Genomic DNA, 21,063 nt, shown 5'->3' on the forward strand with positions numbered 1-21,063 from the left:
AGCACGCACATGGCCGACACTGGATCGGGCACGGCGCCCGGAGCGCCGTACGGCGGGCGCGGCGCACCTGCTCTGCCCGAACGTGCGCTCGGCGTGCCCGCCGCTGCCGTGGCGATGGTGGGATGGGCCGCTTCGGGCGTGATCGCCACGGGCATCTCCGAGCTGGGGCCGCTGGCGGTCGTGTTCTGGCGGATGTGGCTCTACACCGGGCTTGTCGCGCTGTTCCTGTGGGCCAACCGCACGCCGCTGCGGCTGTCGTCGATCAAGGTGTCGTTCTGGGGCGGGTTCTCGCTGGCGTTCGACATCATGCTGTTCTTCGTCGCGTTGCGGATGACCACGGTGGCCAACGCCACGGTGGTGGCTTCGCTGCAGCCGTTACTCATGCTGTTCCTGGCGCCCCGGCTCTTCGGCGAGCAGCCGGGCCGCCGCCATTGGGGACTGGCGCTGGTGGCGATTGCCGGCATCGCGATCGTCGTGTTCGGCTCGTCGGGGTTGACCGAGTGGAGCGTGTACGGCGATCTGCTGGCGTTCGGGGCATTGTTCGCCTGGACGGGCTACTTCGTCTTCTCGAAGCTCAGCACGCAGAAGATCGCGGCCGCGCAGTACACGGGGGGCAGCGCCTTGGTGTGCTCGCTGGTGGCCACGCCCTTCGCGCTCGCCTCGGGTCAGGTGTTCGACTGGCCGTCGGCGGGAGCATGGCTGTGGCTGGGCATCATGGCCGTCGGGCCCGGCGTCGCCAGTCACATGCTGATGAACTGGTCGCTGGTGCGCATCCCGTCGTGGCTGGGTTCCACGATGACACTGGCCATCCCCGTCACCAGCACGCTCATGGCCTGGGCATTCCTGGGCGATCGGGTGTCGCTGTGGCAGTTCGTCGGGATGGCGGTGGTGATGTTCGCGCTCTCACTCGTGGTGCTCGACCAGTCCCGCACCAAGCTGTAGCCGTCGCCGCGTCGGCCGGCAGCGGTGCCAGCCCTCAGGCGGCTGCGTGCCGTGCAGTCCGCGAAGCCCACCAGTTCTGATCACAACGGCGGTGCGAGGGACCGGTCGCCAGACGACGCAATGCCATTGGCGGGACTCGGTGTCACATCGAGAACGTATGTTCACAACTTGAAAGACACCCGATTCCGTAACACCTGTGTTACGTTCACGGAGGATTGACATGACTGATCTACTTGCTGAACTCGATGATGTGCGGAGACGCTCAGGCTTGTCCAAGGCCGATCTTGCACGACAGGCAGCCACGCAGCCAGCTTCGGTGCGCCGGCTGCTCGATGGGAGCCACCACAACCCGCAGATCTCTACCCTCACCCAGCTCGCTGACGTTCTCGGTCACGAATTGAAGCTCATTCCCAAGCAGCGAGAAGCCAAGGATCGCGGCTCGTGTGACGAGGCGATTGCAGACCTCCTAAGCGTGGCCGACCATCCGTACGCGACAGTCCTCGCCGACCCCCCATGGCGCTTCAACAACCGCACCGGCAAGGTTGCTCCCGAGCATCGTCGCCTTTCGCGCTACGACACGATGACAACGCGAGAAATCCAAGAACTGCCAGTTCAAGATGTCGTTGCTGAACACGCGCACCTCTATCTGTGGGTCCCCAATGCGCTGATAGCGGATGGCTTGCGGGTGATGGAGTCTTGGGGGTTCACCTACAAGTCGAATCTGGTCTGGGCCAAGCGTCGCAAAGACGGCGGACCGGATGGCCGAGGTGTCGGTTTCTACTTCCGCAACGTGACTGAGCTCGTCCTGTTCGGTGTCCGCGGAAGCATGCGGACGCTCCAGCCCGGTCGTCGGCAGGTCAACATCATTGAAACGCGAAAGCGTGAGCATTCCAGAAAGCCCGACGAGCTATACGACATCATCGAGAGTTGCTCACCAGGACCGTATCTGGAGATGTTTGCCCGCTACTCGCGCAGTGGATGGGCTTCTTGGGGCGTCGAAGCTGAAGAGGGCGTGGAGCCTCGCGGCAAGCGATATCCGACCTATGGCTAAGCGGCGCAGTCTCAGCGGCGGCGTTCGGCGCCAACCGGGGGCAGCGTGTCGAGCACTTGATTCCGGCGTTTCTTGAACTCTGCCTGTATTCGTTTCTTCGCCTCTGCCCGCTTCGAACTATCGGGAATCGCCGTCTTGGTGCAGCCGCCTAACGCCTCTCGTTCCTCTTCCTCGAGTCTCGCGAGTTCTTGACTCATCGCCTGAATGGTTTGAACACCATCAATCCGACCAGGCTCGATTCCGATTAGCAAGAGGGGGCACTCGCCGCCGCCGCCCAACGTCACCCTTGGCTCAAGCTTCGCCCAATGCGTCGACGACGGTCCGTACTTGAAGTTCCCCTGCCCGCTACGGATCGTCTTGGAGATCAGCTGCTGCAATGACGGGCCCCGAGTAACGATGACACCGACAGCGATCGCCCCCTCACGGTGCAGTGCCTGGAAGTTGATGAGGTCGCGGTCAAAGAAGGGGTCCTTGTTGTTCCACTCCATCTCAACCGCAATGCCGGGGAACGGTTGATCGAGAGAGCCAAGGCCGAACATGTCGATCTCATGGCCTCGAACGGTCGAAATGGGTTCGACGCGTTCACCGAAGCCCATCGCCTTGTCGATAGTGATGTTCTGCTTGCCCCACACAGACTGATCGTCTGGGCGTTGACTCCCAAGAGATTCGTCGAAGCGCTTGACGAATTCGGTTCTGCCCCCGCCTCCGGCACGCAACTCGTCCAACGTTGGCCGGAACGCACTCAGCGCAGCGCATACGTCGTCGAATCGTTCAGGAAAACCCTGCTGGAGGATGACGTCTGCATACCGCGTTACCCCGTAGCGGTAGCCGTCGGGTAATGAGGAGACGGTCGGAGGGCCGACACCACCGAGCGGTGCATCATCGGCTGGCAGCGCTGGTGGCTCTTCAAGTGTCATTGCATCACCGGGCATTCGCAATCCAGATCGCGGCTGCTTAGCTTCGCGCGCGTTGCCAGCTGCGACAGGGACTCTGCGTCGCCGGTCCTGACGAACTCGGCGACAAGCCGGCCCTACTTGGCAGGTCGCGCGCTCATTCGTCTGCATGCACGGGCGGGCGCCGCTGCGCCCATGGAGCTGCTTGTTCCATCTGCGCGGCGACTCGCAGCAGCACGTCCTCACGGCCGGGCGCTGCCACGAGCTGCACGCCGATGGGCAGGCCTTCGGGTGACATGCCTTCGGCTGTGCCCAGCGGCACCGAGATGGCGGGCTGCCCGCTGACGTTGAACTGCGGCAGGTACGGCGTCACCTTGGCCAGTCGCTTGGTGAGCGTCCGCTCGTCACCCTCGACGAGGTGGCCGACGCGTGGCGGCACAACACCGAGTGTGGGGGTGAGCAGCAGGTCGAAGCCGTCACCCTGTCCTGGCTCGGCGTTCCACCACGAGACCAACTTGCGGGTGAACAGGTGCAGGCGTTCCCGGCTGGCGAGCAGGTCTGATGCGCTGATCTTGGCGCCGCGCTGGTAGTTGATCCAGGCAACCGGCTCGACGTCGCCTTCGGCCCACGGGCGGCCGAGCACTCCTTCCAGGGATCTCAGCGTCGCCGTGGCGCTGGCACGCATGATCCGGACGTAGTCGTACATGTAGTCGTTGCGAGCCATGGGCTCGGGAAGCGCCTGGGTGACCCGGTGCCCAAGGCTGTCGAGCAGACCGGCTGCCGCTTCGGCCGCTTGCGTGCACAGCGGATCGGTTACCTCGAAGGGGATGGTCGAGCTCACGCCGATGCGCAGTTGGCCGGGGTGCTGGCCGACCTCAGCGACATAGCCGGCCGCAGGCGCAGGATGCGCCGGCACATACGGATCGCCGGGCTCGGGACCGGCAAGCACATCGAGTGCCAGCGCCGCGTCTCGCACGCTGAGTGCGACGGCGCCGTCGGTGGTGCCGCCTCCCCAGCCTTCGCCCGCCGGGGCGCTGGAGATGCGGCCACGCGAGGGCTTCAGGCCGACGAGGCCGTTGGCGCTGGCCGGGATGCGGATCGATCCGCCGCCGTCGCTGGCGTGGGCGATGCGCACGATGCCCGCAGCCACGGCGGCCGCCGCACCGCCGCTCGAACCGAGCACGGTGTGGTCGGTATTCCATGGATTGCGGCAGGGTCCGTACAGCGCCGTCTCCGCCGCTGCGGGACACTGCCCGCCGCCCAGCTCGGGACTGTGGGTGTGCCCGATGCTGATGGCACCAGCTTCGGCCAGCCGGCGAGCAACGGCGCCCGTCTCGGGATAGCGATGGTCGAGCTCAGCCAGCCGGCGGTTGCCCTGGTAGCCCGGCTCGCCCTCGGCCGGGCAGAAGAGGTCCTTCAGCGCAATCGGCACGCCGGCCAGCAGCCCTGTCGATGCTCCGTCGGCGTCGAGCCCGGCCGCTCGCCCTCGTGTTGCATCCCATTGCGCGGCTCGATGCCGCGCCATGTCATACGTTCGCTCGACGATCGCATTGATCGTCGGGTTCACCTGCTCGCAACGTGCAATGGCCTCCTCAACCGTCGTCACTGCGTCGGTCTCGCCAGCCCGCACGTGCTCAGCCAACGCCGTCGCGTCGCTCATCGTCACCCCTGTCACCGTCGGCCCCGGTGCTCAGGGCCCCGCCGTCAACGGCGCAGTCTCGCGCAGCCACCTGGCTGGTGGGCTGCTGACGACGGGCAGGCCCGCATCATTTGGCGGCCTCAGGGGGCGGATCGAACATCTCGATGTCGCAGCGAATGCCTGGAGCGCGGGCGAGGGGGGCATCGCTGGTGAGCAGTGTCGCTCCAGTCAGTTCGGCAAGCGCGACGTAGGAGGCGTCGTAGGGGGTCAGGTTCTCTTGCAGTTCCCAGCAGCGCTCGATCAGTGGGGTGTGGTCGACGCGTCTGATCCTGATTCGTGCCAAGTGGCGGAGGCCGCGGCGGACATTCGCATCCGACATCTCGCCGCGCCGGTGCATGCCGCGGAAGGCAGACGCGACCTCAAGGTCGAGCAGGTGTGGTGCCAGCGCCGGCTCTCGCAGGACACGATGCAAGGCTCGCTGAGAGCGCCCGCCGACTCCACCTAATGCGGGGACGGCAACGCTGGCGTCGACGACGATCAATGCGAGTCGCGATCTGCGCGGATGAGCTCGACGACCATGGCGGGATCGAGGTCGAGTTCGCCGTAGACGAGTGCCTCGACACGCTTGCGTGCCAGCAACTCCTCGGCCGCAGCGAGTTCGGCCTCCCGGCAGACGGCATCGAGCATGTGCTGCTGGAGCGATTGGCCTGCCGCCGCGGCGCGCTGCTGCAGCCGTTCATGCACATCGTCGGGCACGTTTCTGATCTGAATCGTGGCCATTCACGCAGTGTAGCGCTGGATAAGCGCTACTAGCGCTACTTCAGCGCAATAGATTTGTTACGCACCTGCGTAAACTTGCGCAGGTGCATGATCGGACGGCTGTAGCGCTCGCCGAGCGGGCGTCTGTCAGCGGCCTTGCCAGTTGGGCTGGCGCTTCTCGGCGAAGGCTCGGGGGCCTTCCTTTACGTCCTCGCTGGCCATCAGGCGGGCCACTGCCGGATACGGGTGGTGGAACGCCTCGCCCAGCGGCATGTCGAGCCCGCGCATCGCCGCCTGCTTGGTGGCCTGGATAGACAGCGGTGCGCACCGCATGATGTCGTCGATCAGACGGTCGGTTGCTGCGTCGAGTTCTTCGTAGGGCACCACGTCGTTGACGATGCCCAGCTCCAGCGCCCGCTGCGCGCTCATGGTGCGGGCCGTCAACAGGTACTCCATGGCCAGCTTCATGGGGATCTGGCGCGGCAAGCGGTGCACTCCCCCGCCGCCGGCATACAGGCCGCGCAACGGCTCGGTCAGACCGAACTGGGCATGATCGGCCGCCACCACCAGATCGCAGGCCATCGCCACCTCGAAACCGCCGCCGAGCGCCACACCGTTCACCTGGGCGATCAGCGGCTTGGGATAGTCGAAACGCTCGATCAGCCGGGTCACTTGGCCCATCAGCTCACGATCCGCGGCCTGGGTGGCCTCGTCGGACTGCCGGATCATCGACAGGTGCTTGAGATCGCGCCCGGCACAGAACGCCTGACGGCCCACTCCGGTGATGACCATGAGCCACACGTCGTCGTCAGCCGCAGCGTGGTCCAAGATGTCGGACCACTCCTTGTGCGCGGGTGTGTTGATGGCGTTGCGCACCTCGGGCCGGTTGATGGTGATGCGGGCCACACGCGGCCGGATCTCCTCGTAGACGAAGTACTGCGGTTCGAAGTCGAGTGCCTGCATGGCCCGGGATCGTATGCCGGTCACCGGCTGCGATCAGCGGAGGTCGCACCCAGAGCAGCACCGCCGCCCCGAAGGCATTACACAAGAGCCGGCGCACGTTGCCGCACGTTGGCAGGCGCGGCGCCGCCAACCGAGCTTCGAGGAGGCAGCAATGTTCGAAGACCACGTCTCGATCGACACCGGCGAGGGCGAGATGAGCACGTTCGTGGTACATCCCGAGCCGAGCGAGCGGCGTCCAGGGCCGTTTCCCACCGTGCTGTTCTTGATGGACGCGCCCGGCAAGCGCGAGGAACTGCACGACATGGCGCGCCGCATCGCCACCGTCGGGTACTACGTGCTGCTGCCGAACCTGTACTACCGCGACGTCCCCGGCTTCATCGTGCAACGTGACGACCCGGCCAGCCGGCAGTTCATGTTCGAGCTGATGACCAACCTGTCCAATGCGATGGTGTCGCGTGATGCCGCCGCCCTGATGCGATACGCCGACGCCGACCCGGCTGCCAGCATTGAACGGGTCGGCACCACCGGGTACTGCATGACCGGGCCGATGGCGATCTGGCTCGCCGCGGACTACCCCGACACCATCACCGCCGCCGCATCGATTCACGGCGTCCGGCTGGCGGTCGACGCCAGCGACTCGCCCCACCTGCGGGCGCCGGACATCCGTGGCGAAGTGCTGGTGATGTCGGCCGAGCACGACGACTACGTGGACCGGGCGCACTACGACCGGCTCTGCAAGGCCTTCGCCGACGCCGGGACCGACGCGCAGACCTACTGGGTAGATGGCACCCATCACGGCTTCGTGTTCCCGCAGCGTCCCGTGTACGACCAGCCGGCAGCAGAGCGCCACTGGGAGCTGCTGCTGGATATGTTCGGCCGCCGCCTGCACTGAGCGGCGAGGTCGCCGGCCCGCCCCGGTGCTGCCGGCCGAACACCCAATACCGCTGCCGCTGACCGCCTGCTCGGGCAGGGCCGACATGCCGATGCCACACTGTCGCCCCATGGAGACACGTGAACTCGTTCAAACGGTGTGCCCGCCCATCGCTGCGCTGGGCTCAAGGTTCTATTTCGACCCCGGAACGCTGGCCCGCGGCAAGGAAGCCGGCCTCGACGGCTTCCGCCTGTACGTGCTGGGCCGCGGCGGCGTGCTCGGCGATGTCGAGGCCACGGTGGTGCACAGCGCCTTCGGCTACTTCAACCCGGCTCTGGTCGCCAAGATCTGGAATTCGGCCAAGGAGACCATGGCGCCACGTGACGGAGGCCGTCTCTACATGGAGTGCGCGGGTGCGTTCGGCTCATCCAAGCTCAGCGATGTCGCAGGCCTCGACACGTTCAATGCCGCCGCCGACAAGGTGATCGACGCCGGACTCGTCGACAGTTCCGCACAGGCGCTCTTCGCAGCGATCGCGTCGGAGCCTCGCAGCGATGACGCCGCGGCCCGGGCGTTCCAGAACGTGGCCGTGCTGCGGGAGCTGCGTGGCAGCCTGCACCTCGTGGCCATCGTGGCTTCTGGACTGTCGACCGAGATGGCTCACCGGGTGCGTCGCCCCGACGACGTCGAGATGTTCGGTTGGACCAACGACGCGCAGGTCACTGACGAGCATCGTGCGAAATGGGAGACCGCCGAAGCGCTGACCGACGAGCTGATCGCGCCGATCTACGGCGTGCTCGACGGCGCCGAGGGCCAAGCACTCGCCGACGGCGTCGCCGCCATCGAAGCCGCGCTGGCCGAATAGCGCAGCCATGACACTGGCTCTCAGCGCCGACGAGGTGCTGGCCACCACCCGCGCAGTGCGGCGCCGGCTCGACTTCGATCGACCAGTCGACGACGCCACCCTGCGCGAATGCCTCGAGCTGGCGCTGCAGGCTCCCACCGGGTCGCTGCGCCAGGACTGGCACTTTGTCGTTTCGACCGATCCGGAACAGTGCCGTGCCGTCGGGACGATCTATCAAGAGATCTGGCTCGGCCGGATCGACGACAACTACCTGGCCAAGGCCGCAGCAGCCGAGAGCGACCCCACTGCTCGCGCCGACTGGCTGCGCATGATGGACTCAGCCCGGTACCTGGCAGAGAACTTCCCGCGCACGCCAGCGATCTTCGTGCCGTGCATCGAAGGCCGCCTCGACGGCGCTTCTGCGGGACTGCAGGCGCTGCGCTGGGGCTCGGTCATCCAGGCAGCGTGGAGCTTCAGTCTTGCCGCTCGCAATCGAGGTCTCGGCACCTGCTGGACCACCGTGCACCTAACCCGCGAGCAGGAAGTCGCCGAGATCCTCGGCATTCCCTTTGACGAGGTGCAGCAGGTGGCGCTGCTGCCCGTGGCTCACACCATCGGCACCGACTTCAAGCCAGGCCGCCGCAAGCCATTCGACCAGTTCGTCCACGTCAACGGCTGGTAGCCAGCGGTCAGTCGAACCTCAGGATCGAACGACCTGCGATCCTTCCATTCTCGAGGTCATCGACTGCCTGGCCGATGTCGTCAATCGGGTAGCTCTGCGTCACCAGCGAGTTGAGGTCGAGGTCTCCGTCGGCGTGCCACTGCAGGAAGCGGGGGAAATCGACGGCCGGCTCGCAGCTGCCGCCCAGGCTGGAGATGAACGCCCGCTCGCCGATGAACAGGTGCACGGTGTCGAGTTCGAGGTTGCGCTGGGGCACGCCCACGAGCACCGCTGTTCCGCCGCGGCTCTGGCCGAACTCGCCGGCATGAGTGGCCTCGTGGATCTGGGCCATCGTGCTCTGGTGCCCGATGCAGTCGAAGGCGAAGTCGACGCCGCGCAGCGGCTGACGCAGGATGTCGAAGCGGTGCTCGTCGGTCGTGAGCGCCCTGATCTCTTCGACGGGATCGCCGCTGGACGCGTTGACGCCGTGGGTGGCTCCGAAGCGCTTCGCGAAATCCAGCTTCTCCTCAGAGAGGTCGACGGCGATGATCGGATCGGCGCCGACGAACTTCGCCGCTGCTACTGCGGACAGTCCAACGCCTCCGACACCGAAAATGGCCACGCTGTCCCGGGCCTTCACTCCGGCGGTGTGGAGCACCGCGCCGGCGCCAGTAATGACCGCGCAGCCGATGATGCAGGTGGCTTCCACATCGATGCCTGCGGGCACCTTCACCACGAACATCTCATCCGCGATGGTGTGAGTGGCCCATGTGAACACGTTGATGGAGGTCGCCGTGCGGCCGTCGCCGAGATCGAGCCGCAGCGGTCCGCCCCGGCGGCGTGCGCTCGCCTGGTCCTTCGGCACCCAGGTGACCATCACGGTGTCCCCCGGCGCAAGGCCGGTCACGTCCTCGCCCACTGCGATCACCTCGCCAGTGGACTCGTGGCCCAACACTTGCGGCGCCGCCCGCGGGTTGTGAATGGTGTGCAGCTGGCTGTGGCAGACACCCGACGCGTACTGCTTCACCACAACTTGATGCCCGCGCGGATCGGGCAGCGTCACATCCATCACTTCAGGCCCTGCACCGGCCTCCTGCGGGATGACAACAACTCGGGCGTCGACGGGCATCGCATTCCCCTCCCTTGCGCTGCCCTGCTGTCTAGCTGGAATAGGCAGACCGTGTCACAGCACTCGCCGTGCGAGGGTGAGGGCGTAGTCACCGTCGGCGTCGGTCCACATCCGCTGCACGACGAGGCCTGCGGCGCCGAGTTCTGAGCGCACACGCTCGGGCCGGAACTTGGCGCTGATCTCGGTACGCATCCGCTCGCCCGCCGCGAAGTCGACCGTCATCTCCAAGGCTGGGATGTGCGCGGTCTGCGTTCGCAAGGAACGCAGGCGCATTTCGATCCACTCGTTGTCCGCATCGAATACTGCCTCGTGGGCGAAGGCATCGAGGTCGAAGTCGGCGCCGAGCCTGCGATTGAGCACCGACAGCACATTGAGGTTGAACCGCGCCGTGACGCCGGCGGCATCGTCATAGGCGGCGACCAGCCGGTCGACATCCTTGACCAGATCAGTGCCCAGCAGGAACGTGTCGCCGGTCCGCATCGCGCCGGCGACGGCGTCCAGGAACGCCGGCCGGCGTGCCGGCGAGAAATTCCCGATCGTGCCGCCGAGCAACACCACCATCGCAGGCGCACGGGGCGGCGAGTCGGGCGGGGCGGCGACGTCATCAAGCGGCAGGTGCCCCAGGTGGTGCTCGAAGTCGCCGACGACGCCGTGCACAGCCAGACCGGGGTACGCCCTGGCCACTTCACCCGCAGCGGTGCGCAGCGTCGCCGCGCTGTTGTCGAACGGCACGTAGCGTCGGAGCCGGCCGGCGGCCGCGAACGCATCAAGCAGGATGCGCGTCTTCGTCGAGGTGCCTGATCCCAGCTCGGCGATGCAGTCGGCCCCGGCAGCCGCTGCGATGGCACCGGCTTCCCGTTCGAGAATCTCCCGCTCGCGGCGGGTCGGGTAGTACTCGTCGAGACGGGTGATCTCGTCGAACAGCTCGCTGCCATGGTCGTCGTAGAACCACTTCGGGGGCAGCTCCTTGGGGCTCGACGAGAGGCCCACTGAGACATCGGCGCGCAGTTCCCGATCCGACCAGCCGGCGTCGAGCCAGTTGTCGATCACGGGGTCCGCGGCGGGAGGCGCCGCCCTGTCGGGGAGCATCATCTGGCGTCGACGGCCAGGCGCACGCCCGAGAAGTGCCAGCGGGTGTGGGGATGAAAGAAGTTGCGGTAGGTCGACCGGATGTGACCTTCGGGCGTCGCGCAGCAGCCGCCTCGCAGCACCATCTGGTTGATCATGAACTTGCCGTTGTACTCGCCCACGGCGCCGGGAGCGACGCGGAAGCCCGGGTATGCGCTGTAAGGGCTCGACGTCCATTCCCACACATCGCCGTACATCTGCAGCAACGGCGCTGACCCCGAGGCGCCTGCTTGCGGCACCGCAGGCGCCGGGGCGGGATGCAGCCCGGCACTGCTGCCAATGTTGCCGAAGATCGGCAAGCCGTCGGCAGCATGCTCCCACTCGAATTCTGTCGGGAGCCGGGCACCGGCCCAGCGAGCGAACGCTTCGGCCTCGTAGTACGACAGGTGGCACACCGGATCGCCCGGCGCCACGGCCTTGAGGCCCTCGAGCGTGAATACCTGCCAGCCGTCGTCGGCGAGATGCCAGTACGCCGGTGAGTCCCAGCCGTGAGCAATGCGTTGGCCCCAGCCGTCAGACAGCCACAGCGTCGGCGTGTCGTAGCCGCTGTCGGCCATGAACGCCAGCCACTGGGCGCAGGTCACCGGGCGGTCGGCCAGCCGGAACGACTCGGTCAGCGCCCGGTGACGGGGCCCCTCATTGTCGAACGCGAAGCCGCATCCGTCGTGACCAACGTCGATCTCGCCGCCGTCGAAGCTCACCCAGCAGGCTTCGGGGGCACAGGCCGCGTCGGCGCTGACCGCTGCTGTGTTGCAGGGCTGTTGGTACGCCGGCCACAGCGCCGGGTTGCACGACAGCACGTGCTTGATGTCCATGAGGATGAGCTCTTGATGCTGCTGTTCGTGATGCAGGCCGAGCGTCACCAGGTCCGCGATCTCGGGGGCGATGCCGCCGCAGAGCAGCCGTTCCATCGCCATGTCGACATGGCGGCGGTATGCCGTGATCTCAGCGCACGACGGGCGCGACAGGTTGCCGCGCTCCGGGCGCGGGTGTCGCTTCCCGATGGTCTCGTAGTACGAGTTGAACAGGAATCCGAAGGCCGGGTCGTGCTCGACGTAGCCGTCGAGGTGCGGTTTGCACAGGAACGTCTCGAAGAACCAGGTGACGTGCGCCCGGTGCCATTTGGTGGGGCTGACATCGGGCATCGTCTGGATGCACTGGTCTTCATCGCTCAGCGGTGCAGTGAGCGCATCGGTGTGCGCTCGCACCGAGCGGTAGCTCCCGAGCAAATCCGGCGACGTGTCGCTGGTCATGGATGTGGCCATAGGGCCCGCCGGAGGGTAGTGGACCTATATGAAGCAAATGCAAGCCTCAGATGGACGAGCGCTCATGTTTCTGGCGATCCTGTGCCGGAATCCGCATGGCCCTAGTACAGATCTGGGGCTCAATCGACGCGAACTGGGTGCTCTGCGGTAAACACGCGGGGCGGAAATGGCGCTCTGTGAGTGCCGCGACGGGTTCGCGGCCGTTTGTGCCGGCACCCAGCAGGGTTGCGAACAGGGAGACAGCATCGATGGGCCTCAAGAAGCTGCTGATAGCGAACCGCGGCGAGATTGCGGTGCGGGTGGCACGGGCGGCCAGCGAGCTCGGCATCGGCACGGTTGCGATTGCAGGTGACGACGACACTGCCTCGCTGCACACCCGGGTGGCCGACGAGTCGATCACGCTCGACGGCCGGGGTGTTGCGCCCTACCTCGACGTCGACCAGGTGGTCGGCGCTGCTGCGGGGGCTGGCTGCGACGCAGTCCATCCGGGCTACGGATTTCTGGCCGAGAACCCGGCCTTGGCGCTTGCCTGCAAGGCCGGCGACATCACCTTCGTGGGACCCAGCGCGCTCCAACTCGAGCTCTTCGGCGACAAGCTCGCCGCGCGGGCACTCGCACAGCAGCACGATGTTCCGCTGCTGCCCGCCACGTCCGAGCCGACATCGGTCGAAGCCGCTCAGGCCTTCTTCGACGAGCACGGGCCGATGATGATCAAAGCCCTCGCCGGGGGCGGCGGGCGCGGCATGCGCGTCGTGCGCTCGGCGGAGGAACTTGAGGCGGCATACGAGCGCTGTGCCAGCGAGGCTGCGGCCGCGTTCGGCAATGGCGATCTCTACGTGGAGCGGCTGATCGAGCGTGCCCGCCACATCGAGGTGCAGATCGTCGGTGACGGCGAGTCGGTCGCCCATCTGGGCGAGCGGGAATGCACGCTGCAGCGCCAGAACCAGAAGATCGTCGAGATCGCGCCCTCGCCCACCCTCACGACCGATGCCCGCCAGGCGGTGTGCGATGCCGCCACCGAGATGGCCAGAGCAGTCGGCTATCGCAGCCTGGGCACCTGGGAATTTCTCGTCGACGCCGACGACCCGAGCAAGATCGCCTTCTGCGAGGTCAACGCCCGCATCCAGGTCGAGCACACGGTCACCGAGGAGGTCACCGGTGTCGATCTTGTGGCCGCGCAGTTGCGGATCGCCGGCGGCGCCCGCCTTGCCGATGTGGGGTTAGCGCAGCCAGACGTGCCGTCGCCGCGCGGGTACGCCATCCAATGCCGCGTCAACACCGAGACGATGCAGCCCGACGGCACCTCGCGCCCGAGCGGCGGTGTGCTCGCCGCGTTCGAGCCTCCCACCGGTCCGGGACTCCGCACCGACACCTACGGCTACGTGGGCTACGGCACCAACCCCAGCTTCGACTCGCTGCTCGCAAAGGTCATCGCCTACAGCCCAAGCCGCGAGTACGCCGACGCGGTCCGCCGTGCGCGCCGGGCCTTGGGCGAGTTCCGCATCGACGGCGTGGCCACGAACCTGGGGTTCCTCGCCGCGCTGCTCGACCGGCCCGAAGTGACCAGCAACGAGCTCACCACCAGCTTCGTGGCCGATCACGCCGAGGCGCTATGCACGGCTGCCGCCCAGGCGGCCTCGGTCTGGGCGTCCGATGAGCCGGTGGCCGCCGCTAGTGCCGGCGGGCGGGCTGGTGCGACGGTCGGAAGCGATCCGCTGGCCGTGCTGCACCACGGCGACATCGACGACGCCCCTGCAGACCGGGCCGCATCTGACGCCGTCCGGGCCCAGGCAATGGCTTCAGGCACGGCCTCGCTCCACGGCGTGCCGGTGGCGACCGTGACCGGCCCCGACGGCAGCATCGCGGTTGCGGCACCGCTGCAGGGCACGATCGTCTCGCTCGCTGTCGCCGAAGGCGACCCCGTCGCAGAGGGCCAGCAGGTGGCGGTGATGGAAGCGATGAAGATGGAGCACGTCGTGACCTCGACGGTCACGGGCATCGTGCGGATGCTGGGCGTGGCGCCTGGCGACACGGTGTACGAGGGGCACTCGCTGCTGTTCGTCGAGGAAGCCGAGGTCTCCGTGGAGCTGGCCGAAGCAGCCTCCTCGGTCGATCTCGACTACATCCGGCCCGATCTGGCCGAAGTATTCGACCGCCGCGGCTTCGGCCTCGACGAGAACCGGCCCGACGCCGTTGCCAAGCGTCACGGTCGGGGTCACCGCACGGCGCGCGAGAACATGGCCGACCTCGTCGATGAGGGCACGTTCGTGGAGTACAGCCCGCTGATGGTGGCTGCGCAGCGCCGCCGCCGCTCCATGGAAGACCTGATCGCCAACACCCAGGGCGACGGCATGGTGGCGGGCGTGGCCAGCGTCAACGGCGACCTCTTCGGCCCCGAGCAGTCTCAGGCCATGGTGATGTCCTACGACTACATGGTGCTGGCGGGCACCCAGGGCGGGAACAACCACCGCAAGAAGGACCGCATGTTCGAGATCGCCGAGCACAACCGCCTGCCGGTGGTGCTGCTGGCCGAGGGTGGCGGCGGCCGGCCGGGCGATACCGACGGCATCGGCGGCTCGGGGCTGGACTGCTGGGCATTCACCTTCTTTGCCCAGCTCAGCGGCTTGGTGCCGCTCGTGGGCGTCACCAACGGTCGCTGCTTTGCGGGCAACGCGGTGCTGCTGGGCTGCTGCGACGTGATCATCGCGACCGAGGGCTCGAACATCGGCGTCGGCGGACCCGCCATGATCGAAGGCGGCGGCTTGGGCGTGTTCCGTCCCGAGGAGGTCGGCCCGGTCGACGTTCAGTGGCCCAACGGCGTCATCGATGTGCTGGTGGAAGACGAGGCCGAGGCGATCGTGGCTGCCAAGCAGTACCTGTCGTACTTCCAGGGCTCTGTCGACGAGTGGGAGTGCCACGACCAGCGCGAACTGCGGCATCTGGTGCCTGAGAATCGCCTGCGGGCCTATGACGTGCGCGACATCATCGACAAGCTCTGCGATGTCGATTCGGTGATGGAGCTGCGCCGCGGCTGGGGACCGGGATGCGTCACCTCACTGGCACGCATCGAAGGGCGCCCGATCGGCGTGGTGGCCAACAACAACCACCATCTCGGCGGTGCCGTCGATGCCGACACCGGCGACAAGGCCGCCCGGTTCATCCAGCTCTGCGACGCGTACGACATCCCGCTGCTGTTCCTGTGCGACACGCCGGGGATCATGGTGGGCCCCCAGGCCGAGTACGAGGCCACGGTGCGCCATGCAGCCCGCATGTTCGTGACAGCGGCCAATGTGACGGTGCCGTTCATGACCATCGTGCTGCGCAAGGGCTACGGGCTGGGAGCCCAAGCCATGGCCGGCGGCAGCTTCAAGGCGCCGACGTTCACCGTGTCGTGGCCGACCGGCGAGTTCGGCGGCATGGGCCTCGAGGGCTTCGTGAAGCTGGGCTACCGCCGCGAGCTCGAGGCCATCGAGGACCCCACCGAGCGCATAGCGGAGTACGAGAAGCGAGTGGCCCGACTGTACGAGCAGGGCAAGGCCGTCAACACGGCCACGTTCTTCGAGATCGACGACGTGATCGATCCCGCCGAGAGCCGCGACTGGGTCCGCATGGCGCTGCTGGCGGCCCCCAAACCGCCCCCGCGCACCGGCAAGAAGCGCCCCATGGTCGACACCTGGTAGGTGCCTGGACACTCGGATTCTCCGAGCATTTTGTACTCGGTTTTTCCGAGTATCGAAGTTGCTCTCGTCCGTTCGATCAGGCGAGGAGTTCGGCGACGGCGAGTTCGGCTATGCGGTCGCTGTCGTAGCCGAGCACCTCGGTGAGGATGTCGAAGGAGTGCTCGCCGAGCGTCGGACCGCCGTAGGTCACCTGCGCCGGGGTGCGAGACAGCGCGAAGCGCGACGCATCCACGATGGTGGTGCCCTGCTTGGCGTGAGGCACCTCGACCTGCTGGCCCCGGTGGATCACCTGCGGATCGGCGGTGTACTCCGGCGAGTTCTGCACGATGTGCGCGGCCACGCCGACGTCCTGCAGGCGGTGCATCAGCGCCACGCCGTCCTGTCCTCGGGCCCACCCGGCGATGATCTCGTCGATCTCGTCGTGGCGCTCATGGCGCTCGGCCAGGGTCAGATCGCCCAAGTCGCCCCGCCCCATCAGCGCGGCCAGCGACTGCCACTGGGTGTCGTCGACACACGAGATCGCGATCCAGTTGTCGTCGGGCACCACGGCGGGGAACCGGTCGCTGGCTGCCGTCTGGTACACGCCCTGGGGCGCGATGTGCCGGTCGCGGTTGCCCACCCGGTGCGCCACCCGGCCGTTCACCGTGCGATCGAGCACCGCCGGCGCCAGCAGGTGCAGCGCCGACTCGGCCTGGGACATGTCGATGTACTGGCCCTCACCGGTGCGGCGCCGGTGCTCCAGCGCTCCCATCACCGCCGCCACCAGCCAGCGAGGCGAGGTGTAGTCGGTGTAGGCGCCGAACGGCCCGCACGGCGCCCGATCCGGCCAGCCCACCGGATAGAAGAAGCCCGAGATCGCCGCGGCCATCGTTCCGAAGCCGGCGAGCATCGCCAACGGGCCGGTCTGGCCCATCAGGCAGCTCGACGCCATGATCACGTCGGGCCGGCGCTCGCGCACCTGCCCCCAGCCCATCCCGAAGCCGGCCATGCCTTTCGGCGAGAACGACTCCACGATCACGTCGGCCCAGTCGATGAGATCCCAGATGACGTCTAACGCAGCCGGCTTGGACATGTCGAGGCAGATGCCCCGTTTGCCGGCGTTCATGTTGTTGTAGAGCGCCGAGTACTCCGGGTCGCCGATGTCGTCACGGAACGGCTGCAGCGAGCGGGCCACTTCCAGTCGGGTTTCGGACTCCACCCGGATGATGTCTGCTCCGTAGTCGGCCAGCACCCGCGCCGCTGCGGGCCCTGCCATCGCCCACATGAAATCGAGCACCTTGACGTTCTCGAGAGGTCGTGCGGTCGAAGCAGTCTGGGCGCTGACGTCAGCGCCGGTGGCCTCGATTCGGGGCCGCGCCCGTGCCGGGGTTGCGTCCAGCTCGGCCAGTACCTCGTCGGTGTGCTGACCCAGCGTCGGAGGCGGGCCGAGCGGTCGCATCGGCGTGGCACTGAAGCGGGCATAGCGACCCGGGTAGCGCACCTCGGCCGATCCGTTTCCGTCGCCCAGATTCTGGGTGACAGTCTCCCAGTACTCACGGGCGGCCAGCTGGTGCGAGTTCACCACCTCGTCGGCGGTCCACACCGGGGTGATCAGCACCCGGCGGCTCATGGCCGCCTCCAGCAGCTCGGCCTTGGTCTTGGTGGCGAAGAAATCGTGCAGGATCTGCTTCAGCCGGTCGTACTCCGAGATCGGCTCTCGCCCGTCGAGCAGCATCATGGCGTACTCGGTCCAGTTCTTGTCCCGGGTGGCCTCGTCGCAGAAGCCCTCCTCGCACACCCAGTCCATGAGGCTCTGGGTGAACGCCCGGAAGCCCGGCCCGAACAGGAAGGTCACCGACGCATGCCCGTCCTTGCACGGCCACATGAGCTGGACATGCAGGCCCTCCACCAGCACGCCGCCGGCGTGGCGGGTCGGCGGCGTCGCGCCCAGCGGCGTGGACAGCGCGTACGACTGGCAGGCCTGGTTCATGCTCTGCTGGGCCGACATGTCCACGTGCTGGCCGAGCCCCGAGACGGTCTGCCGTTCCCACAGGGCGATCAGCGCAGCGCCCGCTGCCTCGGAGGCCGCGTTGTGGAATGCCTGCGGGAACAGGCCCCCGGTGCGCACCGGTGCCCGGTCGGAATCGCCGGTCATCGCCATATTCACCGCCGAGGCCTGCAGCGTCAGGTCCGAGACCGCCCAGTCGGCCTTGGGCCCGTCGGAGCCGAACGGCGAGATCGACACGTACACCAGCTCGGGATTGATCTCCGACAAGGTGCCGTAGCCGAGCCCCACGGCGTCCATCCGGCCCGGGCCGGCCGATTCGATCAGGATGTCGGCCGCCGCAGCCAGGTCTCGCAGCCGAGCCGCGCCGTCGTCGGCCGCCACGTCCAGCACCACGCTGCGCTTGCCCCGGTTGTAGGCCCAGTGGTGCAGGGACCGTTCGGGATCCTCGACGTCTCCGGCATAGGGCCCCATCCGTCGGGCCGACGACCCCTCCGGAGGTTCCACGGCGACGACATCGGCACCCATCTGGGCGAGGATCGCCCCGCACAGGTGACCCCGCTCGTCCGTCAGGTCCAGCACCCGGAACGGGCTCAGCATGGAGGCGGTCTCAGAATCAGACGGGGCGTCAGGCATCCGCACATTTCAGCACGGACGCGCAGTGTGCTCCGGGCTTGGTTGCCTGACCCCCGCAGAGACGCCGGACCTACTCCAGCAGTTCGGCTACGGCGAGCTCTGCGATGCGGTCGCCGTCGTAGGCGAGCGTCTCGGTGAGCACCTCGAACGTGTGCTCGCCGAGCGTCGGCCCGCCGCGGTCCACCTGGGCTGGCGTGCGCGACAGCACGAAGCGCGTGTTCTCGACCGTCGTGGTGCCCTGCTTGCCGTGCGGCACCTCGACCAGCGCGTTGCGGTGCAGCAGCTGCGGGTCCACGGTGAACTCGGGCGAGTTCTGCACGATGTGGGCGGCCACGCCCGCGGCTTGCAGCTCGGCCATCAGCTCGTTGCCGTTGCGGTCCCGGGTCCACGCTGAGATGGTGTCGTCCAGCTCGTCGTGACGTGCGTGGCGTTCGCCGACACTCAGCGACGCGAGGTCGTCGCGACCTATCGCGCTCGCCAGCGCGGCCCACTGACCGTCGTCGAGGCAGGAGATCGCGATCCAGTTGTCGTCGTGGTCCTCGCCGGCTGAGCTGCCTGCGGCGGTCTGGTACGCACCCTGGGGCGCGAACACCATGTCCCGGTTGGCCGCCGATTCCCAGATGCGGCCGTTGGTGGTCCGCTCGAGCAAGGCCGGTGCCATCAGGTGCAGCGCCGCCTCCGACTGCGACAGGTCCACGTACTGCCCACGGCCGGTCTGGCGCTTGTGCTCCAGCGCCCCCATCACCGCGGCCACCAGCCAGCGGGGCGAGGTGTAGTCGGTGTAGGCCGTGAACGGGCCGCACGGTGCCCGGTCGGGCCATCCCACCGGGTAGAAGAACCCGGAGATCGCCGCTGCCATGGTGCCAAAGCCTGCGAGCAGCGCCAGCGGTCCGGTCTGTCCCATCAGGCAGCTCGACGCCATCACGACATCGGGCCGCCTCTCGTGTACCTGTGACCAGCCCATGCCCCAACCCGTCATGGCTTTCGGGGAGAACGACTCCAGGATCACGTCCGCCCAGTCGATGAGATCCCAGATGACGTCCAGCGCCTCCGGCTTGGACATGTCGAGCGCGAGGCCGCGCTTGCCCGCGTTCAAGTTGCTGAACAGACCCGAGCCATCCGGGTCGCCGACGTCGTCGTGGAACGGCTGGATGGAGCGCACCGCGTCGAGCTTGTTGGCCGACTCCACGCGGATCACCTCGGCGCCGTAGTCGGCGAGCACCCGCGACGCCGCCGGTCCGGCCATCGCCCACATGAAGTCGAGCACCTTGACGCCCTCGAGCGGCGGCGAGGTGTGCGCCACCGGCGCAACCGACGCCGGCACCGCGGGCAAGCGCTCCCCCGCCTCCAACTCGGCCAGCACTTCGCCGGTGTGCTCGCCCAGCGTGGGCGGGCGCCGCAGGTTGACGAGCGGGGTCTCGCTGAACTTTGCAAACGGACCGGGATAGCGGACCGCGGCGGGATCAAACGAGCCCGCGCCGGCGTCGGGCACAACATCGCTGTGGTCGACGTCCTCCCAGTACTCGCGGACCGCCAGCTGCTCGGAGTCGACCACCTCGCCCGTCGTCGACACCGGCGTGATGAGCAGCCGGCGGCTCATGGCCGCATCGAGCAGCTCGGCCTTGGTCTTGGTGGCAAAGAACTCGGTCAGGATCTGCTTGAGCCGCTCGTATTCGGAGACCGGCTCGCGGCCGTCGAGCAGCATCATCGCGTACTCAGTCCAGTTCTTGTCCCTGCTGGCCTCATCGCAGAAGCCCTCGTCGTGCACCCAGTCCATGAGGTTCTGGGTGAACGCACGGAAGCCCGGCCCGAACAGGAATGTCACCGAGGCATGCCCGTCGGCACAGGCCCACATGAGCTGGATGTCGATGCCCTGCAGGCTGGCGCCGCCGGCGATCCGCTGCGTCACGGTGGCATTCAGCGACGTGTTGAGCGTCGACGACATCGATGCCTGACTCATCGACTGCTGGGCAGACATGTCGATGTGCTGACCGAGCCCCGAGCGCGTCTGGCGTTCCCACAGGGCAATGAGTGCTGCGCCGGCCCCTTCGGAGGCGGCGTTGTGCATGGCTTGGGGCAGCGTGCCGCCCGCTCGCAGCGGCGCACGGTCCTTGTCACCGGTGACGGCCATGTTCACTGCCGAGGCCTGCAGCACCAAGTCCGACGCCACCCAGTTGGCTTTCGGCCCATCGCTGCCGAATGGCGTGACCGAGACATGGATGAGCGCAGGGTTGAGTTCGGCCAGGACATCGCGGCCAAGGCCCAGCGCCTCCGCCTCGCCGGGATCGAAGCACTCGAACACGACATCCGCCCCGGCAATGAGCGCCTTGGCCTGCTCGACGCCATCGGCCGTGCCGAGGTCGAGCACCACGCTGCGCTTGCCCCGGTTGTAGGACCAATGGTGCAGCGAGCGCTCCAGGTCGGCGACATCGCCGGCGAAGGGGGCCAGCCTTCGTGCCGACGAGCCCTCGGGAGGCTCGATCGCAATCACATCAGCGCCCATCTGGGCCCAGATCGCCCCGGCTAGGTGGCCGCGCTCGTCTGTCAGATCGACGACCCGGTAGTCCGCCAGAACGCCCCGGGCATCAGTGTTCGTATCCCCACTCATGCGCACATTT

16 protein-coding genes are annotated in these 21,063 nt (G+C 67.4%); 6 read left to right on the plus strand and 10 right to left on the minus strand.

Going from position 1 to position 21,063, the window contains the following annotated elements; genetic code table 11:
* Window positions 1-9 precede the first annotated feature (9 nt).
* Complete coding sequence (locus tag ACOQPE_RS15995) at window positions 10-942, plus strand: DMT family transporter (RefSeq protein WP_420609858.1); 933 nt, start codon at window positions 10-12, stop codon at window positions 940-942.
* 220 nt (window positions 943-1,162) lie between these two features.
* Window positions 1,163-1,993 (plus strand): MT-A70 family methyltransferase, encoded by an 831-nt coding sequence (locus tag ACOQPE_RS16000; RefSeq protein ID WP_420609859.1) that lies wholly within the window; start codon window positions 1,163-1,165, stop codon window positions 1,991-1,993.
* Window positions 1,994-2,004: 11 nt separating this feature from the next.
* Here the strand turns inward: ACOQPE_RS16000 and ACOQPE_RS16005 are convergent, their stop codons facing one another.
* The 5 genes from ACOQPE_RS16005 to ACOQPE_RS16025 all read right to left on the minus strand — a co-directional run bounded on the left by ACOQPE_RS16005 (window position 2,005) and on the right by ACOQPE_RS16025 (window position 6,247).
* Entirely contained in the window at window positions 2,005-2,910 is a 906-nt protein-coding gene (locus ACOQPE_RS16005; RefSeq protein WP_420609860.1) for a BglII/BstYI family type II restriction endonuclease, read from the minus strand.
* Between the two features lie 133 nt (window positions 2,911-3,043).
* Window positions 3,044-4,546 carry an amidase gene (locus tag ACOQPE_RS16010; protein ID WP_420609861.1) on the minus strand — a complete coding sequence of 501 codons (1,503 nt, stop codon included), beginning with the start codon at window positions 4,544-4,546 and terminating at the stop codon, window positions 3,044-3,046.
* 106 nt (window positions 4,547-4,652) lie between these two features.
* The gene (locus ACOQPE_RS16015; RefSeq protein ID WP_420609862.1) at window positions 4,653-5,066 is read right to left on the minus strand and encodes a type II toxin-antitoxin system VapC family toxin; all 414 of its coding nucleotides are present in this window, start codon (window positions 5,064-5,066) and stop codon (window positions 4,653-4,655) included.
* Window positions 5,063-5,305 carry a FitA-like ribbon-helix-helix domain-containing protein gene (locus ACOQPE_RS16020; protein ID WP_420609863.1) on the minus strand — a complete coding sequence of 81 codons (243 nt, stop codon included), beginning with the start codon at window positions 5,303-5,305 and terminating at the stop codon, window positions 5,063-5,065. Before ACOQPE_RS16020 ends, ACOQPE_RS16015 begins: the two co-directional genes overlap by 4 nt.
* A gap of 126 nt (window positions 5,306-5,431) precedes the next feature.
* The gene (locus ACOQPE_RS16025; RefSeq protein WP_420609864.1) at window positions 5,432-6,247 is read right to left on the minus strand and encodes an enoyl-CoA hydratase-related protein; all 816 of its coding nucleotides are present in this window, start codon (window positions 6,245-6,247) and stop codon (window positions 5,432-5,434) included.
* 151 nt (window positions 6,248-6,398) lie between these two features.
* On the opposite strand from ACOQPE_RS16025, the gene ACOQPE_RS16030 reads away from it, so the two are divergent.
* The 3 genes from ACOQPE_RS16030 to ACOQPE_RS16040 all read left to right on the plus strand — a co-directional run bounded on the left by ACOQPE_RS16030 (window position 6,399) and on the right by ACOQPE_RS16040 (window position 8,644).
* Entirely contained in the window at window positions 6,399-7,139 is a 741-nt protein-coding gene (locus tag ACOQPE_RS16030) for a dienelactone hydrolase family protein (RefSeq protein WP_420609865.1), read from the plus strand.
* 109 nt (window positions 7,140-7,248) lie between these two features.
* Complete coding sequence (locus ACOQPE_RS16035) at window positions 7,249-7,983, plus strand: SCO6745 family protein (protein WP_420609866.1); 735 nt, start codon at window positions 7,249-7,251, stop codon at window positions 7,981-7,983.
* Between the two features lie 7 nt (window positions 7,984-7,990).
* Entirely contained in the window at window positions 7,991-8,644 is a 654-nt protein-coding gene (locus ACOQPE_RS16040) for a nitroreductase family protein (RefSeq protein WP_420609867.1), read from the plus strand.
* 7 nt (window positions 8,645-8,651) lie between these two features.
* Here ACOQPE_RS16040 and ACOQPE_RS16045 read toward each other — a convergent pair whose 3' ends face one another.
* The 3 genes from ACOQPE_RS16045 to egtB are packed head-to-tail and all read right to left on the minus strand — an operon-like array spanning window position 8,652 to window position 12,145.
* Window positions 8,652-9,752 (minus strand): zinc-binding dehydrogenase, encoded by a 1,101-nt coding sequence (locus tag ACOQPE_RS16045; protein ID WP_420609868.1) that lies wholly within the window; start codon window positions 9,750-9,752, stop codon window positions 8,652-8,654.
* 54 nt (window positions 9,753-9,806) lie between these two features.
* Window positions 9,807-10,802 carry an L-histidine N(alpha)-methyltransferase gene (egtD, locus tag ACOQPE_RS16050; RefSeq protein ID WP_420609869.1) on the minus strand — a complete coding sequence of 332 codons (996 nt, stop codon included), beginning with the start codon at window positions 10,800-10,802 and terminating at the stop codon, window positions 9,807-9,809.
* Window positions 10,803-10,840: 38 nt separating this feature from the next.
* Entirely contained in the window at window positions 10,841-12,145 is a 1,305-nt protein-coding gene (gene egtB / locus ACOQPE_RS16055) for an ergothioneine biosynthesis protein EgtB (protein ID WP_420609870.1), read from the minus strand.
* A gap of 248 nt (window positions 12,146-12,393) precedes the next feature.
* On the opposite strand from egtB, the gene ACOQPE_RS16060 reads away from it, so the two are divergent.
* On the plus strand, window positions 12,394-15,825 hold the full coding sequence (locus tag ACOQPE_RS16060; protein WP_420609871.1) for a carboxyl transferase domain-containing protein: 3,432 nt from the start codon (window positions 12,394-12,396) through the stop codon (window positions 15,823-15,825).
* Window positions 15,826-15,901: 76 nt separating this feature from the next.
* On the opposite strand, the gene ACOQPE_RS16065 is transcribed toward ACOQPE_RS16060, so the two are convergent.
* Together ACOQPE_RS16065 and ACOQPE_RS16070 are read right to left on the minus strand one after the other, a co-directional pair.
* A complete protein-coding gene (locus ACOQPE_RS16065) occupies window positions 15,902-18,445 on the minus strand; it encodes a CaiB/BaiF CoA transferase family protein (RefSeq protein ID WP_420609872.1) in 2,544 nt (847 codons plus the stop codon).
* A 70-nt stretch (window positions 18,446-18,515) separates the two neighbouring features.
* On the minus strand, window positions 18,516-21,053 hold the full coding sequence (locus tag ACOQPE_RS16070) for a CaiB/BaiF CoA transferase family protein (RefSeq protein ID WP_420609873.1): 2,538 nt from the start codon (window positions 21,051-21,053) through the stop codon (window positions 18,516-18,518).
* Window positions 21,054-21,063 lie beyond the last annotated feature (10 nt).

The organism is Candidatus Poriferisodalis sp., from assembly GCF_965219595.1.
Taxonomy (GTDB): Bacteria; Actinomycetota; Acidimicrobiia; order Acidimicrobiales; family Poriferisodalaceae; genus Poriferisodalis.

Bases quoted from the DNA above. Each gene is read 5' to 3' on its own strand.
- ACOQPE_RS15995 (WP_420609858.1), top strand. From the start codon at position 10: ATGGCCGACACTGGATCGGGCACGGCGCCCGGAGCGCCGTACGGCGGG.
- ACOQPE_RS16000 (WP_420609859.1), top strand. From the start codon at position 1,163: ATGACTGATCTACTTGCTGAACTCGATGATGTGCGGAGACGCTCAGGC.
- ACOQPE_RS16005 (WP_420609860.1), bottom strand. From the start codon at position 2,910: ATGACACTTGAAGAGCCACCAGCGCTGCCAGCCGATGATGCACCGCTC.
- ACOQPE_RS16010 (WP_420609861.1), bottom strand. From the start codon at position 4,546: ATGAGCGACGCGACGGCGTTGGCTGAGCACGTGCGGGCTGGCGAGACC.
- ACOQPE_RS16020 (WP_420609863.1), bottom strand. From the start codon at position 5,305: ATGGCCACGATTCAGATCAGAAACGTGCCCGACGATGTGCATGAACGG.
- ACOQPE_RS16025 (WP_420609864.1), bottom strand. From the start codon at position 6,247: ATGCAGGCACTCGACTTCGAACCGCAGTACTTCGTCTACGAGGAGATC.
- ACOQPE_RS16030 (WP_420609865.1), top strand. From the start codon at position 6,399: ATGTTCGAAGACCACGTCTCGATCGACACCGGCGAGGGCGAGATGAGC.
- ACOQPE_RS16035 (WP_420609866.1), top strand. From the start codon at position 7,249: ATGGAGACACGTGAACTCGTTCAAACGGTGTGCCCGCCCATCGCTGCG.
- ACOQPE_RS16040 (WP_420609867.1), top strand. From the start codon at position 7,991: ATGACACTGGCTCTCAGCGCCGACGAGGTGCTGGCCACCACCCGCGCA.
- ACOQPE_RS16045 (WP_420609868.1), bottom strand. From the start codon at position 9,752: ATGCCCGTCGACGCCCGAGTTGTTGTCATCCCGCAGGAGGCCGGTGCA.
- egtB (WP_420609870.1), bottom strand. From the start codon at position 12,145: ATGGCCACATCCATGACCAGCGACACGTCGCCGGATTTGCTCGGGAGC.
- ACOQPE_RS16060 (WP_420609871.1), top strand. From the start codon at position 12,394: ATGGGCCTCAAGAAGCTGCTGATAGCGAACCGCGGCGAGATTGCGGTG.
- ACOQPE_RS16065 (WP_420609872.1), bottom strand. From the start codon at position 18,445: ATGCCTGACGCCCCGTCTGATTCTGAGACCGCCTCCATGCTGAGCCCG.
- ACOQPE_RS16070 (WP_420609873.1), bottom strand. From the start codon at position 21,053: ATGAGTGGGGATACGAACACTGATGCCCGGGGCGTTCTGGCGGACTAC.